The 15,692-nt window shown below is 47.2% G+C and carries 12 protein-coding genes and 1 tRNA gene; 9 read left to right on the forward strand and 4 right to left on the reverse strand.

The window, feature by feature from the left end; translation table 11 throughout:
- Nucleotides 1–37 precede the first annotated feature (37 nt).
- The 3 genes from A8L45_RS07170 (at nucleotide 38) to tyrR (ending at nucleotide 4,271) form a co-directional block, all read left to right on the forward strand.
- Complete coding sequence (locus A8L45_RS07170) at nucleotides 38–1,441, forward strand: YcjX family GTP-binding protein (RefSeq protein WP_390335666.1); 1,404 nt, start codon at nucleotides 38–40, stop codon at nucleotides 1,439–1,441.
- On the forward strand, nucleotides 1,438–2,463 hold the full coding sequence (locus tag A8L45_RS07175; protein WP_068900686.1) for a YcjF family protein: 1,026 nt from the start codon (nucleotides 1,438–1,440) through the stop codon (nucleotides 2,461–2,463). The genes A8L45_RS07170 and A8L45_RS07175 overlap by 4 nt, the downstream gene beginning before the upstream one ends.
- A 269-nt stretch (nucleotides 2,464–2,732) precedes the next feature.
- Entirely contained in the window at nucleotides 2,733–4,271 is a 1,539-nt protein-coding gene (tyrR, locus tag A8L45_RS07180; protein WP_068900688.1) for a transcriptional regulator TyrR, read from the forward strand.
- Between the two features lie 91 nt (nucleotides 4,272–4,362).
- Here the strand turns inward: tyrR and A8L45_RS07185 are convergent, their stop codons facing one another.
- Nucleotides 4,363–4,854: a methylated-DNA--[protein]-cysteine S-methyltransferase gene (locus A8L45_RS07185; RefSeq protein ID WP_068900690.1), complete on the reverse strand. Its 492-nt coding sequence runs from the start codon at nucleotides 4,852–4,854 to the stop codon at nucleotides 4,363–4,365.
- Nucleotides 4,855–4,883: 29 nt separating this feature from the next.
- Here A8L45_RS07185 and A8L45_RS07190 point away from each other — a divergent pair, with 29 nt between their 5' ends.
- Nucleotides 4,884–5,471 (forward strand): GNAT family N-acetyltransferase, encoded by a 588-nt coding sequence (locus A8L45_RS07190; RefSeq protein ID WP_083228239.1) that lies wholly within the window; start codon nucleotides 4,884–4,886, stop codon nucleotides 5,469–5,471.
- A gap of 177 nt (nucleotides 5,472–5,648) precedes the next feature.
- Here A8L45_RS07190 and pyk read toward each other — a convergent pair whose 3' ends face one another.
- Both pyk and A8L45_RS07200 read right to left on the reverse strand, forming a co-directional pair.
- The gene (pyk, locus tag A8L45_RS07195; RefSeq protein ID WP_068900694.1) at nucleotides 5,649–7,091 is read right to left on the reverse strand and encodes a pyruvate kinase; all 1,443 of its coding nucleotides are present in this window, start codon (nucleotides 7,089–7,091) and stop codon (nucleotides 5,649–5,651) included.
- Between the two features lie 159 nt (nucleotides 7,092–7,250).
- Entirely contained in the window at nucleotides 7,251–8,105 is an 855-nt protein-coding gene (locus A8L45_RS07200) for a MurR/RpiR family transcriptional regulator (RefSeq protein WP_068900696.1), read from the reverse strand.
- A gap of 283 nt (nucleotides 8,106–8,388) precedes the next feature.
- On the opposite strand from A8L45_RS07200, the gene A8L45_RS07205 reads away from it, so the two are divergent.
- Complete coding sequence (locus tag A8L45_RS07205; protein WP_083228237.1) at nucleotides 8,389–9,249, forward strand: SDR family oxidoreductase; 861 nt, start codon at nucleotides 8,389–8,391, stop codon at nucleotides 9,247–9,249.
- 5 nt (nucleotides 9,250–9,254) lie between these two features.
- Here A8L45_RS07205 and A8L45_RS07210 read toward each other — a convergent pair whose 3' ends face one another.
- Nucleotides 9,255–10,319, reverse strand: coding sequence for an alpha/beta hydrolase (locus A8L45_RS07210; protein ID WP_175401933.1), 1,065 nt, complete (start codon nucleotides 10,317–10,319; stop codon nucleotides 9,255–9,257).
- A 663-nt stretch (nucleotides 10,320–10,982) separates the two neighbouring features.
- Here A8L45_RS07210 and psrA point away from each other — a divergent pair.
- The 4 genes from psrA (at nucleotide 10,983) to A8L45_RS07230 (ending at nucleotide 15,674) form a co-directional block, all read left to right on the forward strand.
- Nucleotides 10,983–11,654 carry a TetR family transcriptional repressor PsrA gene (gene psrA / locus A8L45_RS07215; protein ID WP_068900701.1) on the forward strand — a complete coding sequence of 224 codons (672 nt, stop codon included), beginning with the start codon at nucleotides 10,983–10,985 and terminating at the stop codon, nucleotides 11,652–11,654.
- Between the two features lie 37 nt (nucleotides 11,655–11,691).
- The gene (locus tag A8L45_RS07220; RefSeq protein ID WP_068900703.1) at nucleotides 11,692–13,986 is read left to right on the forward strand and encodes an acyl-CoA dehydrogenase; all 2,295 of its coding nucleotides are present in this window, start codon (nucleotides 11,692–11,694) and stop codon (nucleotides 13,984–13,986) included.
- 166 nt (nucleotides 13,987–14,152) lie between these two features.
- On the forward strand, nucleotides 14,153–15,355 hold the full coding sequence (gene fabV, locus A8L45_RS07225; protein ID WP_068900705.1) for an enoyl-ACP reductase FabV: 1,203 nt from the start codon (nucleotides 14,153–14,155) through the stop codon (nucleotides 15,353–15,355).
- A gap of 245 nt (nucleotides 15,356–15,600) precedes the next feature.
- A tRNA-Cys gene (locus A8L45_RS07230) sits at nucleotides 15,601–15,674 on the forward strand.
- The last annotated feature ends 18 nt before the right edge of the window (nucleotides 15,675–15,692 follow it).

The raw sequence follows: 15,692 nt of genomic DNA on the forward strand, positions 1-15,692 counted from the left end.
AATGGGGGCTTTACTTTTGCGGGGTGATTTTCCCTTTATGGATCGAATAGAAAAAGTAAAAAATAAAGTAAATAAACTGGTCAACCGAGGTTTGGACAGACACATGCGCCTTGCCGTAACAGGACTTTCCCGGGCAGGCAAAACCGCATTTATCACTTCACTGATTAATCAGTTGCTTCACAGCGGAACCAATCCCCGTCTTCCTTTATTCACACCAGCAAGAGAGGGACAGTTGCTCGGTGCCCGAAGAGTTCCTCAAGGACAACTTCATATTCCTTCATTTGATTATGATCAGGGCATACATGCGCTTCGATCATCACCACCCTCATGGCCAGTGCCTACTCGTGATGTCAGTGAAATACGGCTTGAGCTTAGATACCGCCCCGAGAGTGGCCCACTGAGGTTACTTAAAGATACCGCCACGTTATATCTGGATATTGTCGATTATCCCGGTGAATGGCTACTGGATCTGCCACTACTCTCTATGTCATTTGTCGAGTGGTCAGCCAAACAGAGAAGTGTGCTAAATGGGCGCAGGAGAGAGCTGGCAGAGCAATGGCTAACTGAAATCAGTGAATTGGACATGCTGGCTGAAGCGGATGAGCGGCAGATAAAGCATCTCTCGGGACTGTATACCGAATATCTTCACAAATGTAAGGATGAAGCAGGCCTTCACTGGGTTCAACCCGGACGCTTCGTTCTGCCCGGCGAGTATGCGGGAGCGCCTGTCCTCGAGTTTTTTCCCATAGTCAGTGACAAACTGTCAGAAAGTGCGCTGTCTTCGGCTCCTCCGAATAGCTTGTTTAGCCTAATGAAAAAGCGTTACGACTATTATTGTGAACACGTGGTAAAAGACTTTTATAAAGAGCATTTTTCTCAGGTTGATCGCCAGATTGTGCTCGTCGATACCTTGCAGCCACTGAATGCCGGTCCTGATTCTTTCAATGATATGCGTCAGGCACTCGAACAACTGATGCAAAGTTTCCGCTATGGAAAAAGTGGGCTGCTCCGTCGGTTATTTTCTCCCCGTATTGATCGGATATTGTTTGCTGCGACCAAAGCGGATCACGTGACGCCAGACCAGCACCCGAATCTGGTATCGCTGCTACAGCAATTGATTCATGAGGCTTGGCAAACTGCGGCCTTTGAGGGCATCGATATGGAGTGTGTCAGTCTTTCCTCTATTCAAGCGACTGAGCCGGGCAATGTTGATCACAAGGGAGAGACATTACCTGCATTGCGTGGAACGCTGGAATCTGGCGAAGCTATGTTGATGTACCCAGGAGAAGTGCCTGCGAGGTTACCCGGTGAGAGCTTTTGGCAATCTCAGGGATTTGAATTCCGACAGTTCAGACCCATGCCGGGACCTTCTGACGAGCCATTGCCTCATATTCGTATCGATAAAGCCCTTCAGTACTTACTGGGAGACAAATTGAAATGAGTAAGATTAAAAAGGCAGTCATATTTGATGAACCCAGTCATGAAGATAAAGATGCTAATCCTGAACTCACTGCGCAGATGCAGTTTTCACAACAGGAAACGCAATTTTCAGCCCCTGTGGCAGAGCAGGAAACCGAGGCGGAAAGTGAGTTAACCTCCGTTGTAAATCCGCCGAAAAAGAGCCGTCTTGGCCTGAAAGCACTGATGTTTGCAGGTGCGGGCTTAATTGGCTGGCAGCTTGTTGATCACGTTTACTCAGCATGGATGAGCAGTGATTGGCTGTCTCTGGGGTGGAGTGGCTTTATTGGTGGAATATCTCTGTTCGGTGCGGCAGCACTTGGCAGAGAATGGCTCGCACTGCGTAAACTCAGGCAGCGTCAGGACGACAGAGAGAAGGTTCAGGCCATTATTGATGCAGATGGTATAGGTAAAGCCCGGCCAATTTGTCAGTCTTTGGCTGAATCCAGCGAGAGTAAGTTGACGCCGGGATATGACCGCTGGAACAATGCGCTGGCTGAAACACACAATGATCGAGAGGTATTTGAACTCTACGATCTTATGGTCGTTGCTGAGCAGGACAAAGCCGCGAAAAAAGCGGTTACCCGATATGCGAGTGAATCTGCTGTTATGGTCGCAGTCAGTCCTCTCGCCGTTGTCGATATGTTGCTGGTGGCGTGGCGTAACTTTAAATTACTTGAATCCATTGCCAATATTTATGGTGTTAAGCTCGGCTATTGGTCGCGTATTCGTCTGCTCCGATTGGTTATTGCTAATATGGCTGCTGCGGGTGTTACCGAAGCAGTGACTGATGTCAGTATTGATCTGATTTCTGTCGATTTGGCAGGGAGAATGGCAACACGAGCAGCGCAGGGAATCGGCGTAGGGCTTTTGACAGCTCGGCTCGGTTACAAGGCAATGGCGCTCATGCGTCCGCTGCCATACATCAGTGAATCTCCGCCAAAGTTGTCTGAATTGAGAAAGCAGCTAATTGGTAAACTTTTACCGGGCAAAAAGAAAGAGTAAGCGTGGCTCAGCGGATGCATTGTTATCAATGCATCCGATTTGAATACTTGAACCCCAAATCCGCTGTTCACGAAAAAAACGATTTGCTTGCAATCACACCAACCGGAAATTTTGATTAACAGAAATCAACACTCTTGCTTGACTCCGTCCCTTATAAACCGCAAACTCCTACGTGCTGTCAGGAATTGTTGACACTTTTTTTGAAAAATAATTGTGCAATATTCGACCTTTGACATTCTTGCTTAATCATTCAGTTACAGGACATCAATGTGCGATTAAAGGTCTCATGTGAAGATCGTCTCGGCATGACCCGGGAGTTGCTTGATATTCTCACCCGCCGCAGTATCGACCTGCGTGGTATCGAAATCGATCAAATCGGAATTATCTATCTCAATTGTCCCGAGATTGAATTCGACGAGTTTCGCCAGTTAATGTCGGAAATTCGCCTGATCAAAGGCGTAACTGATGTTAGAAAAATCCAGTTTCTACCTGCCGAGCGTGAGCATCGTGAGTTACGGGCACTATTAGAAACCCTGAGCGATCCCGTCTTTTCTCTCAACCTTAACGGCACCATCGACATGGCAAATATGGCCGCGTCCCGCTTGCTTGGTTCGGATGAAAAAGACCTGATAGGTGAGTCGGCCTCATTGGTTTTTCCAGATTTCAGCTTCAACCAGTGGCTGGAAAAAGATAATGCTGAGAAAATTTGCACGCAAATCGTAATGTCTGGGCTGGACTTCCTGATGGAAGTCACCCCCGTCTATGTCTCTGAGGGCAAGGATGAGCCGGTATTGGTCAGTGTCGTTGTACAACTGAAACAGGTTTCGATGAACCACCTGCCAACAACGCTCTACCGGACACCAAGCGAGCATGGTTTTGATCATTTAGTCGGACAGTCCACCCGATTCCGCAACCTGATCAATCAGGCCAAGAAATTTGCTCAGCTTGATGCACCGCTTCTTATTCAGGGCGAAACAGGCACAGGTAAGGAAATGCTTGCTCGGGCTTGCCATCAGCGCTCCCACCGTTCGTCGGATGCGTTTATGCTGGTCAACTGTGTGTCTATGCCTGATGATGCCGCTGAAACTGAGCTATTTGGCTGTGCTCCTGTCATTAATGGCGAGGGCAAAAAAGGTATTTTCGAGCTGGCAGCCGGAGGAACGGTTTTCCTTTACGAAGTAGGGGAGATGAGCCCTCACTTACAAGTTAAACTGCTGCGCTTTATGCAGGATGGAAAGTTCCGTCGAGTAGGCGAAGAAGAAGAGATCAGTGTTGATGTTCGAGTGATTTGCTCAACACAGAAAAACATGTCTGAACTGGTCGCGTCGGGTAAATTCCGCGAGGATCTATATTATCGTCTCAACGTCTTGTCGCTGACAGTACCGCCATTGAGAGAGCGTCCGTCCGATATTATTCCACTGGCAGACCTGTTCCTGAATCAATTTGCCGCCGAATTGGGTGAAGAAAAGCCTGTTCTTAGTGACCAAGTAGCTGATTACTTGTCTCAGTATGCATGGCCGGGAAATATTAGACAGCTGCGGAATGTGCTGTTTCGTGCGATGACGCAGAATGAGGGCAGTCTTTTGCGTGAAGAAGATATTCAGCTACCGACCGTTGAGAACTCAAATTTTGTAACGGAAGAGACGTTGGATGGGTCGCTGGATGAGATCATGAAGCGATATGAATCAGGCATACTGTCTAATCTCTACCGCAGTTATCCATCGACGCGAAAACTGGCTAAGCGTTTGAATGTGTCCCATACAGCGGTCGCAAACAAACTCCGCGAATACGGCATTGGTAAGAAGTAACACGGGTTGTCATTTAGAGCCATAAAGAGAATAACAATCGGCCCCTGCAGATAACTTTCTGCGGGGGCTTTCTTTTATCAGACAACAAGGTTCATGCGCTTGCGATGTTTCTCTCGGGTTGGTTTTTCTCCAATGAGAGTAGCTGTGCCCTAATTTCAGCACCATAATGATAATGTGTGGAATTTCCGTCAATTGCAGTGACTCTGTGACAAGGAATTATAATCGGGATAGGATTAACGTTGGCTGCCATAATGATGGCGCGCATTGCATGAGGGTTGGCTAGCATGGCGGCAAGTTCGCCACAGCTTCTGGTTTCACCGAAGGGGATCTGTTCAATGTGTTGCCAGACCTTATGCTGAAATTCTGAGCCATCAGGTGCCAGCGGCAGGGTGAAATATCTTCGCTCTCCTGCAAGATATTCCTGAATTTGAGCCTTATAGGGTTCAAGTTCTACGGAGGATTGCACCCAGTCTAAACTTTGCTCAAATGGATGGTGTAGAGAAAGAGTAAGCTGGCGCAGGCCTACATCATCGGCGAGTAGGTGGATTGTTCCAATCTCAGACTTCAAGCAGTCGTAAAACATAAAGAATCCAATACCGGATGGGAGGAACGTTGTCTTTAAAAATTATAAACCCAATCCCTCAAATCCGTACAGATGACCTGAACATCTGTACGATCACTTCGTCTGATGTAGCAGCGATAACCACATATTTTCAGCAAAACCGCGAGTTTCTCCGGCCTTGGGAGCCAAGGCGGAACGAGTCTTTTTTTAGTTATGAGGGGTGGGATCGCAGGGTCAATCAATTGGTAGAGCTGGCGCATCACAAAATGTGTTTTTATTTTCTGATCAGAGAAAACGGTGATCCGGATGTTCGTGGCCTTATCACTTACAGCAATGTCAGTATGTATCCTTCCTACTCTGCTGTTGTTGGCTATTCAATGGCAGAACATGCCCAAGGAAGAGGCATCATGAAAAAGGCACTCAAGGCGACCAATGACATCATATTTGACCGTCTGAATCTTCACCGTATCTCGGCAGCGTTTATGCCAAGAAATACTAAAAGCCAATCTGTTCTTGAGTCCGCTGGTTTCGTGAAAGAGGGCTTGGCGAAAGAGTACCTTCTTATCAATGGTGTCTGGGAAGATCACATCCTAATGTCAGTCAGCAACGCGAACTGGTACAACCCAAATATTGAATAATGCCTCACGACCAGCACGAGACAGCGACCAAGATAAAAAAAGAGCTGCATCCGCAACTCTTTTGTTTTTGACTGACAACCGTAGCTCTATATTTGGGTCACTGTAAGCTGTTTTAGTTACTATCGGTCGTTGTTCTGAAGCATGCAAATGGCAACATTAACTGCATGCACAGGGTGGTCAGTCAACTGTCAGTATTCGCATAGTGTTAGTAGTGCCGACACTGTCCACCATGTCTCCCTGAGTGAAAATCACTCTATCACCTGAATCCAGAATACCCTGTGCTTTGAGTATCTTTAGTGCCTTGGTTGCGACTTCACGACCTGCACCTGTTTCACTCTCAAAGTGTACAGGTGTGACACCACGATAAAGCGCTAACCTGCATAAGGTTGACTCATGTCTGGACATCGCGATAATCGGTTTACCCGAGCTGATACGCGACATCATAAGTGCTGTGCGGCCTGACTCTGTCAGAGTGATCATCGCCTTGACGGCATCCATATGGTTGGCGGCATACATGGTCGCCATAGACACTGCCTCCTCTACACGTTCAAACTGCTCATTCAGCCTGTGATTTGAAACGTTAATTGAGGGCATTTTCTCAGCGCCAGCACAAACATTTGCCATTGCCAGCAAGGTTTCTAGTGGGTAATCACCGGCTGCAGTTTCTGCGGACAGCATAACTGCATCAGTACCATCCAGTACTGCGTTTGCTACATCCATAACTTCGGCGCGGGTAGGCATGGGCGCTTTAATCATAGATTCCATCATCTGAGTTGCGGTGATCACGCAGCGATTCATCGCTCTTGCACGTCGAATAAGTTGTTTCTGAACGCCCACCAATTCCGCATCGCCAATTTCGACACCCAAATCACCCCGTGCGACCATAACCACATCTGAGTGCTCAATAATGTCGTCAATATTCTCAATACTTGCGACGGTTTCAGCGCGCTCCACCTTTGCCACAAGTTTGGCTTTCAGTCCTGATGCTTCTGCCAGATAACGAGCCAGCTTCATATCGTCACCGTTGCGCGGGAATGAAATGGCAAGGTAATCCACTTTCAGTTTCGCGGCAGTGAGAATGTCCTCCCGGTCTTTTTCAGTGAGGGCAGGGGCGGAGAGACCTCCCCCTTTTTTGTTGATCCCTTTGTTGTTCGACAGGATGCCACCAATGATAACTTTGGTGTGTATCCGCGAGCCGGCCACTTTCTCCACTTCGAGTTGTACTCGACCATCATCGAGTAACAACAGGTCTCCCGGCACCACGTCCTGGGGGAGATCTTTGTAGTCCAGTCCGACAGCCTCTTGGTCGCCTTCACCAGCTTCCATTTCACTGTCGAGGGCAAATACGTCACCCGCGGACAAGGTTATTTTATTATTTTTAAATGTGGACACCCGGATTTTAGGGCCCTGAAGATCACCGAGTATTCCCACATGGGTACCCATACGCGCAGCAATCTCTCGTACCTGCTCAGCACGCTTCATATGATCTTCTGGTGTGCCGTGAGAGAAATTCATTCGCACGACATTAGCACCTGATTCGATCAGCTTTTCCAGCACACCTTCTTTATCTGTTGCCGGGCCCAGAGTGGTAACAATTTTTGTTCTTCGCATGGATTTCATCGTTATCTCCATTTATCGCTCACCCCTGAGACAGGGATAAAGTAGCTGCTAAAAGTAACGCAAAATTTGTTGTTTAAAGAGAAGTGTAGTTGAGGCGAATGTAACAGGGATAGGAAAGCAAGAAGGCCAGTGTAAACTGGCCTTCTTTTGTAGTGTTTGTTAGTTCATGAATTCCTTGTTAAACCGGGAATCCTTGATTGCCTCTTTCACTCTGCGTAAGTTCTCTCTAAAGCCCGGCCCACGTCGCAATGTAAACCCTGTAGCCAGTACATCAATCACCGTCATTTGAACCACACGGCTAGCCATCGGCATATAAACATCTGTGTCTTCGGGCACGTCCAGTGTCACTGTAAGGTTACACACTTTATCCAGCGGCGAACCTTTTTCAGTTATGCCAATAACGGTTGCACCGTTATCTTTTGCTAGATTAGCCACATCGACAAGGCTTTTGGTGCGGCCAGTGTGAGAAATAACCACTACTACGTCACCGTCAGAGCAGTTGATACAGCCCATTCTCTGCATCACGATGTCGTTGAAACAGACAATAGGGATGTTAAACCGAAAAAACTTATTTTGTGCGTCCTGAGCAACAGAAGCTGATGCGCCCAAACCAAAGAAAGAAATTTTCTTGGCCTGAGTTAGGAGGTCTACTGCTCGGTTGATCTGTTGGGGATCAATACTGTTTTTCGCGACATCCAGACAGGCCATCGTCGATTCGAAAATCTTTGCCGTGTAGGCGTCCGGGCTGTCAGTTTCTTCGACATTCCGGTTAACGTAAGGCGTGCCATTAGCCAGACTCTGGGCTAAATGTAACTTAAAGTCTGGGAAACCTTTGGTGTCGAGGCGTCGACAAAAACGGTTTACGGTGGGCTCACTTACGTCAGCCATCTTTGCCAGCGTTGCAATGCTGGAGTGAATGGCTGTCTGAGGTGACGCAATAATGACTTCAGCAACTTTTCGCTCAGACTTACTGAAAGTCTCTATATTTTTTTGTATTTTTTCTAGGGTATTCATTCGGACTGCCGTTTCATTTCCAGAATTAAAACGCTGCAAATTCCGTCATGTCCGTGCAGGAATTTAGCAGCAACAGCATCAGGGTTGTTAAAGAAACCGGAATGCTCACCAAATAGAGTGTAACTGTTCATCAGTACCTTTAACATTTTACCCAACTTTTACGTATTAAATTTATGTCACTATTCACGCTTTTGGTTGCTTTATTACAATAACCAGAGATTTTTTTTCAGAATAGGGACTTCGTTGCCCAAATCAAGGCCGATATCTGACAGGGAGTTATCATATGAAAGAAGCTTACAATGCCGATAAAAATAAAAGCGGCCAACATATCACCATCATTGGTTGTGGTTGGCTGGGGCTACCATTGGCACTGCATCTGAAGGAAAAGGGTCACAGGGTGACGGGTACTAAACGCACAGAAGAGGGCGCTGAATCCATTCGCTCGCTCGGCATTCCTTGCAGAGAATTTCACATTAGCAGGCCACCCGAGAGTGGTCAAGCTGACGACCTTTTCAATGCCGACACCGTTCTAATAAATATTCCTCCGGGCAGAAAAAACCTTGAGCTACAACAGTTTTTCCAAGATATAAAGTCTGTGATTGATCGCGTAAAGCAGTCAGATGTTCGACAGATAATCTTTATTAGTACGACATCTGTCTATGGTGAGCTGACAGGCAAGGTGACAGAAGCAACACCCAGCCAGCCAGTGACTGCATCTGGTGAAGTACATCATGACATCGAGCAGTATATCCAGCAGCAACTTGGCGAACGCGGTGTGATTTTACGTCTGGCTGGTCTGGTGGGGGGAGACAGGCACCCGGTAAAGTACCTCGCCGGCCGAACTGGTATCAGTCAGGGTGAAAAACCAGTCAATCTCATCCATCGCGACGACTGTGTTACTGCGATCACCGCGATTATTGAAAAAGAGATTAAAGGAAAGGTGATGCTGCTTTGCAGCCCTGATCACCCCTCAAGAGCAGATTTTTATACCTGGGCTGCAAGTGAGATGCAGTTATCACCGCCTCAATTCGAGCGAAATGGTAATGACGGTAAATACATTGATGGAACGTCAACTATCAATATGTTAAAGCTGACGCTCAAATACCCTTCTCCTTATGACATGCCATTGCCAGAGAATTCATGATTATCTCAGGCAACCAATTCGCCAAGGCGTTGAGCGATAACATCGGTAGACTCACGGGCTCGGTTGCATATCCCAGCAAAGTGAGGGAACGCGTGCATACAGTCGTCAAAGTGCTCATCAAATATTGATACCCCAGCGTCTTTAAGACGCTGTACCATCTGCTGACCTTCATCTCGTAAAGGATCGTATTCCACTGTCAATAAATAGGTTTTTGGTAGTGTGGAAAGGTTTTCGGCCAGCAAAGGGCTCACTCCCGGGCTATTTTTAAGCTCTGGATCTGTGAAGAAATGCTTATAGAAGTAATCCATGACTTCTGTGGTCAGCATAAGGTTTTTATCGAACTCACTATATGAGGCGGTCTGTCCTCTGGTATCTGTGATTGGATAAAGCAGAAACTGAAAGTCCGGCATGGATTGGCTAATCACAGGAAGTCCACGTCGGGTATCTGACAGGCTCACTGACAGCGCGAGGTAACCGCCAGCACTATCGCCTCCAACCCCGATATTATTTGTCGATACTCCCAGCTCCGCCGCATGCTCATTAATCCAATTCCACGCGTCAACGCAGTCCACGATGGCCGTCGGAAATTTATTTTCTGGCGCTAGCCGATAGTCAACAGCCACAATGCTTATATTGCATCTCGATGCCAGCTTTCTAATGAGATTTTCGTGGGTCGCAATGCTTCCGAGAACAAATCCGCCGCCATGGAAATACACCATGGTGCGTTTTGGCGTTTTTTCTGCGGGGTGAAAAACTTTGAGAGAAATGAAGTTACCGGGGGAGGAAGAGAGTGGCATTTTATAGTTACTCACTCTGTGCATCTTTTCCTTTTTCAACCCGAAGAATTTTTCAAATGTATTGAGCGTCGGGCGCACAAGTTTTGGAGGAAGTATGTCGATTGGAGGGGTAATGCCTATGAGTGAACCTATTCGTCTCTGATATTTCGCCAGTGCCATGTGCTTCAATCTCTCCGTGTGATTAATCTTTCGCTCAGTAGATATCATTGTCCAACGACGAATGGGATGGATAGCTCCTGAGTCAGGACTATACAAACCTAGCCCTGCAGCCACAGATGAGCTGTATCTAATTTGATACATAAGTGATTAATTGCTTATTAAGCAAGGCAGGCATGCGCTGTAGGACAAATATTAAGAGCTTAGAACGTGAAGAATTTTGGATTGCTACCAAAAGAAAAGCCTGCACAAGAAGCAGGCTGTAATCAACTCGACCTGCATCCGCAGGTGTCGGACAAATTTAGCAGTAACAGCAACCAGAGGCAGTGTGTACAGTGACCACTCTCCATCGCGGTGCTGCACATTACTGGTTACATAAATAGAGACATGACAACAGCGAAATAGTTTCAATTAATTTTAAATTTTTTTAATTAGCATGGCTTAAAACAAGAGCTGTTTTTTTAACTTATTCTCTAACACCCCGATTTTCATCAAAAAAAACCCGCATTCCAGAAGGAAGCGGGTATAGAAGATAAAACTTCAAAAAGCAGTGGCAAGATTTAAGACTCTACTTTTATGCGTTAGTTCCACTAATTGACAAATTTTTTTGCTGACTTTCTCAAAGCTGTAACTAAGAGGATAAATCTCAGAACCTCAGTGGGTTGTTAGAAACACATGTTTGAAATGTTGCAAAAATCACCTTTTTTCATGCTCAATTTACTTGTCATTAACTGTGCGCAGGGGTAGAGTTAAACACATGTTTAATACGGGTGAATGAAAATGGCAAACAAAAGTGAGACCAAAGCGAAAATCCTTAACGCGGCGGAGCAACTCTTTGCTGAGCACGGCTTCAAGGACACCTCATTGAGAACAATTACAGGTAAGGCCGGAGTAAACCTCGCGTCGGTGAATTATCACTTTGGCGATAAAAAATCTTTAGTCAGAGCGGTACTCGGGCGTTACCTGGAACAATTTATGCCAAGACTCGAAGCAGAGCTGGAAGCTTTGTTAGAGAAACCTAGCTTCACGATGGAGCAAGTATTTGCTTCGGGCAAACAGCCGCTTCTTGAACTGGACAATTTCCGAAAGCACGGTGCATCGACTTTCATGCTTCTTGTTGGCCGTGGCTATACCGATGTTCAAGGACACCTGCGGTGGTTTATCACAACCCGATATAGCAAAGTGCTATCCCTGCTTACTGAAGCCGTATTGCGTGCTAATCCAAACCTAACTGCAGAGTTAGTGTTCTGGCGCCTACACTTCACATTAGGAACGGTCATTTTCACCATGGCATCCAGTATTGCCCTGCGTGAAATTGCAGAAAACGATTTTCACAAAAAGGTCTCGACAGAAGACGTTGCTAACCAGCTGATTCCATTTATGGCAGCGGGTGTCGATGCTCCTGTTGAAAGAGAAATTGAATTACTGCCAAAAGAAGCAATGGGCGGTTAAACCTATACTTATAATGATGTAAAAAGGACCTGAAATCATGAGCTCTCAAACTTCGCTAAGAAGACGTTACGTCAGTGACCCCGCATTTAAGTTTTTCAAGAAAGTTCTGCCACCGCTTTCCGCTACAGAAAGGGAAGCTATGGAGGCAGGCAGTGTATGGTGGGACGGTGAATTGTTTGCTGGTAATCCCGACTGGTCAAAACTTCACAACTACCCGAAGCCTGTGCTGACACAGGAAGAACAAGCATTCGTTGATAATCAGCTGGAAGAGCTGCTTGCAATGCTGGATGATTTTGACATTGTTCAGCAGCGTAAAGACTTGCCTCCTGAAGTTTGGGACTTCCTGAAGAAAGAGAAGTTTTTCTCATTGATCATTCCTAAATCGTTCGGCGGTTTAGAGTTCTCAGCACACGCCAACTCAACAATCGTAAGCCGCATTGCAACGCGAAGCCTGAGTGCTGCAGTGTGCGTTATGGTGCCAAACTCTCTAGGTCCGGGTGAGCTGCTGACTCACTATGGTACGAAAGAGCAGAAAGATTATTGGTTACCACGTCTTGCAAACGGACAAGACGTACCATGTTTCGCACTGACAGGTCCTGAAGCAGGGTCAGATGCAGGCAGCATTCCCGATCAGGGTATTGTTTGCATGGGCGAGCATGATGGAAAAGAAGTATTGGGTATCAGCCTGACATGGGATAAGCGCTACATCACGCTGGCACCTGTAGCGACTGTACTTGGTCTGGCCTTCAAACTAAAAGATCCAGAGGGCCTGTTGGGCGGTAAGAAAGAGCTCGGCATTACCTGTGCCCTGATCCCAGCAGATCACAAAGGCGTTCAGATTGGTGATCGTCACAACCCGGTCAATCTCGCGTTTATGAACGGTACTACCCGAGGCAAGAACGTATTCATTCCAATGGAATGGGTTATCGGTGGTCAGGATTACGTGGGCAGAGGCTGGCGTATGCTGGTGGAATGTCTGTCAGCGGGTCGTGGTATTTCACTCCCGGCACTGGGTACAGCAGTAGGCCACTTAACAGCGCGTACGACGGGTGCATACTCTTACGTTCGTAAGCAGTTTGGCATGAATATCGGTAAATTCGAGGGTGTGGGTGAATCACTTGGTCGTATCGGCGGCTTCACTTATATGCTTGAAGCGTCACGCACACTGACAACGACCTCGCTGGACATGGGTGAGAAACCGGGGATCGTCACTGCTATTGCCAAGTACCACATGACAGAATTAGCCCGTACCATCCTGAACGACTCTATGGACGTTCACGCCGGACGTGCCATCCAGCTCGGTCCAATGAACTACATCGGTCACCACTACTTTGGTATGCCAGTAGCAATCACGGTTGAGGGTGCCAACATTCTTACCCGTAACCTGATGATCTTTGGTCAGGGCGCGACACGCTGTCATCCATACGTACTGGCAGAAATGGAAGCAGCGGCAGAGCAGGATCAGGAAAAAGCTGCAGAAGACTTCGATAAGCTGTTGATGAAACACATCAACTTTGCGGTGAAGAATAGCTTCGGCTCGCTCCTGAACGCTTTCTCAGGGTCACGTTTCAACAGCTCACCAGTGAGCGGCGAAACCGCTGATTACTACCGTCAGCTTTCTCGTATGAGTCGTGCACTGGCAGTAACCACTGACGTTGCTATGTTGGCATTGGGTGGTGAACTCAAGCGTCGTGAAATGCTGTCGGCAAGACTGGGTGACGTGCTTAGCCACCTTTACATGGCCTCTGCAACGCTGAAGCGTTACGAAGACGACGGTCGCCAAGAAAGTGATCTGCCGTTTGTTCATTACGCTGTCCAGTATTGTCTGGCCAAGTGTGCTGAAGCGTTCGACGGTGCTTTCAACAACTTCCCGCGTAAATATGTGGGTGGAAGCCTGCGAGCACTGCTATTCCCTCTGGGAATGCACTACGATGCACCGGGTGACAAACTGGCAACGCAAATTGCAGAGCTGCTGATGACTCCGGGAGCACACCGCGATCGTCTTACTCACCTTTGCTACATCGGTGATAAAGAGTCGGATCCTGTGGCTATCATGGAACGCGCATTCATGGCGATGCAAAGCATCCGTCCAATCGAGAAGAAGATGATTGTTGCGGCCAAAGAAGGCAAAGTGCCTGCTAAAGGTCCACTGGCTGACAGACTGGCTCTGGCTATCGAGCAGAACATTATTTCTGAAGCGGAAGCAGAGCAGGTAAGAAAAGCCGATGCACTGCGCTCACACGCTGTTCAGGTGGATGACTTTAACCCATCATGGTTCAGCGCCAATGCAAACGGTCAGGAAACTGTCGCGAGCAAAGGTAAAGCCGCCTAATATTCTGATAGATTCGTCTACAAAAACAACAAAGCGTCGCAATTTGCGGCGCTTTTTCTATTCACACCTCCAACCACTTGTCAGATTGGCGCAGAATCAACAAAAAAAAGTACCAAAAAGAAATGAAATATTTATCCTAAGTCCAGTTTTGAAAGGAAAGTTGAATATGATCATCAAACCAAAAATTCGTGGATTTATCTGTACTACCACGCATCCAACTGGCTGTGAAGCAAATGTCAAAGAGCAAATCGAGTATGTAAAATCTCAGGGTCCAATTGCTAACGCACCGAAGCGTGTGCTGGTTATTGGTTCATCAACAGGCTACGGTCTGGCATCTCGCATTTCTGCAGCCTTTGGTGGCGGTGCAGCGACCATCGGCGTTTTCCTCGAAAAGCCGGGCACAGAGAAAAAGCCGGGTGCAGCGGGCTGGTACAATACAGCGGCATTTGACAAATTTGCCAAAGAAGAAGGTCTCTACAGCAAGAGCCTGAATGGTGATGCCTTCTCTAACGAAGCCAAGCAAAAAACCATTGATTTAATAAAAGCTGATCTTGGACAGATTGACCTGGTGGTTTACTCGCTGGCGTCGCCTGTGCGTAAACTGCCATCAACGGGTGAACTGGTTCGCTCATGTCTCAAGCCAATTGGCGAGACCTATCACGCTACTGCAGTCGATACCAACAAAGACCAGATCATTGAAGCGTCTGTAGAGCCTGCCACTGAAGAAGAAATTCAGAATACAGTGACAGTAATGGGCGGCGAAGATTGGGAACTGTGGATCAATGCACTTAATGATGCTGGCGTGCTTGCCGAAGGCGCAAAAACGGTCGCCTACAGCTACATCGGCACAGAGCTGACCTGGCCTATTTACTGGCATGGAGCACTGGGCAAAGCCAAAATGGATTTGGACCGAGCAGCACAGGCGTTAAATGAAACCCTTTCAGCGAAGGGCGGTACAGCAAATGTGGCCGTGCTGAAGAGCGTGATCACTCAGGCAAGCTCTGCAATCCCAGTTATGCCTCTATACATTGCAATGGTATTTAAGAAGATGCGTGAAGAAGGCCTGCACGAAGGGTGCATCGAGCAAATCTACCGTATGCTTAGCCAACGCCTGTACAAAGAGGATGGCACGGCAGCTGAAGTAGACAGCGAAAATCGCCTGCGTCTTGATGACTGGGAGCTGCGTGAAGACATTCAGCAACACTGCCGAGAGCTGTGGCCGCAAATTACCACAGAAAATCTCGCTGAACTGACTGACTACCGCGAGTACAAAGAAGAGTTCATGAAGCTGTTCGGATTCTGCAGTGATGCTGTTGATTACGAAGCGGATGTTAATACGGTTGTCGAGTTTGATGTAGAAAATATCTAGTCTGACCGCTTTAATAATGAAAAAGCCGACGTTAAATGTCGGTTTTTTTGTTTTTTGGAGAAAGATAAAAGGTGCGAAACGAAAGATCTCACTGAAAAAACGGTGAAAAACGTTCCAATATGGCTGATTTATATCACATTTGCTCGAAAAGAAAGCAAACGAACCAAAAGCCATGAATTAATACGTGACACACCGAAAAACTTATGTAGAATGCAATCTCACTAAGACGAGAGGTGAAGCGAAAAGGCGCGTTGGCAGAGTGGCTATGCAGCGGATTGCAAATCCGTGGACCTCGGTTCGACTCCGGGACGCGCCTCCAATTTCTCGATAAGTATGC

Origin of the sequence: Veronia pacifica, from assembly GCF_001707825.1 — a bacterium.
Classification (GTDB): Bacteria; Pseudomonadota; Gammaproteobacteria; order Enterobacterales; family Vibrionaceae; genus Veronia; species Veronia pacifica.

Coding starts and splice junctions, on each gene's coding strand:
- fabV (WP_068900705.1), top strand. CDS start 14,153: ATGATCATCAAACCAAAAATTCGTGGATTTATCTGTACTACCACGCAT.
- psrA (WP_068900701.1), top strand. CDS start 10,983: ATGGCAAACAAAAGTGAGACCAAAGCGAAAATCCTTAACGCGGCGGAG.
- A8L45_RS07205 (WP_083228237.1), top strand. CDS start 8,389: ATGAAAGAAGCTTACAATGCCGATAAAAATAAAAGCGGCCAACATATC.
- A8L45_RS07220 (WP_068900703.1), top strand. CDS start 11,692: ATGAGCTCTCAAACTTCGCTAAGAAGACGTTACGTCAGTGACCCCGCA.
- A8L45_RS07175 (WP_068900686.1), top strand. CDS start 1,438: ATGAGTAAGATTAAAAAGGCAGTCATATTTGATGAACCCAGTCATGAA.
- A8L45_RS07170 (WP_390335666.1), top strand. CDS start 38: ATGGATCGAATAGAAAAAGTAAAAAATAAAGTAAATAAACTGGTCAAC.
- A8L45_RS07200 (WP_068900696.1), bottom strand. CDS start 8,105: ATGAATACCCTAGAAAAAATACAAAAAAATATAGAGACTTTCAGTAAG.
- pyk (WP_068900694.1), bottom strand. CDS start 7,091: ATGAAATCCATGCGAAGAACAAAAATTGTTACCACTCTGGGCCCGGCA.
- A8L45_RS07185 (WP_068900690.1), bottom strand. CDS start 4,854: ATGTTTTACGACTGCTTGAAGTCTGAGATTGGAACAATCCACCTACTC.